This window comes from Mesocryomonas lacus, from assembly GCF_055730105.2.
This window is the reverse complement of the sequence record NZ_JBUZWF020000023.1, coordinates 1-676: the sequence shown is the minus strand read 5'-3', so window position 1 is coordinate 676 and position 676 is coordinate 1. Positions and strand designations below refer to the sequence as shown.

Genomic DNA, 676 nt, shown 5'->3' with positions numbered 1-676 from the left:
GGAAATTCTAGGCCTGTTAGCAGCTCATCGATCGCCATTGGATGAACGATCATTGCAACAGCGTCACCTGATCCGCTTACTCCCACTACGGAAAGCGAACCATTTGCCATCAATTGAACGCTTTCCAGCTGAGCCAGCGAAAAGCTGCGGAAACGTCTGTTCTTGGTCATGACGACCTAGCCTCCCTGTGCGCTCAGAATTTGGCCCAGTCGTTCGCCGCCTCATCATGAGCAGCGCCGCCTTTGCTTCTAACTGTGCGCATTTGGACTACAGGACGATGCGCCGTCGAATGGGACTTCGCCGATGGTCGGTTCGATTGGCTATCAACTTGTGTTCGGAACCGGCCAATCAGGATCGCAAGCTCTTCTGTCTCGCTTGATAGGGTCTGCGCCGCCGCGGTTGTCTCTTCGACCATCGCGGCATTCTGTTGGGTCACCTTGTCCATATTATCCGCAGCCATCGAAACTTCCTTCAAGCTGTGGGCCTGTTCGCCTGCGCTAGCGGCGATGGTTGCGACGACATTGGTCATTTCTCCAACCTGAATGACGATCTCTTTCAGCGAGCCGCCAGAGGCCGATACAAGCTCCACGCCCTTGGCTACCTGAGCACTAGAGGTGGAGATCAGGTTTTTGATCTCCTTCGCAGCTTCCGCGGATCGTTGCGCCAGACCACGCAC

1 protein-coding gene is annotated in these 676 nt (G+C 55.5%); it reads right to left on the bottom strand.

The genetic code is table 11. The features are described from left to right. Positions 1-193 precede the first annotated feature (193 nt). The coding region (locus ACZLZQ_RS24265; RefSeq protein WP_472951884.1) for a methyl-accepting chemotaxis protein at positions 194-676 on the bottom strand (483 nt) is incomplete at its 5' end.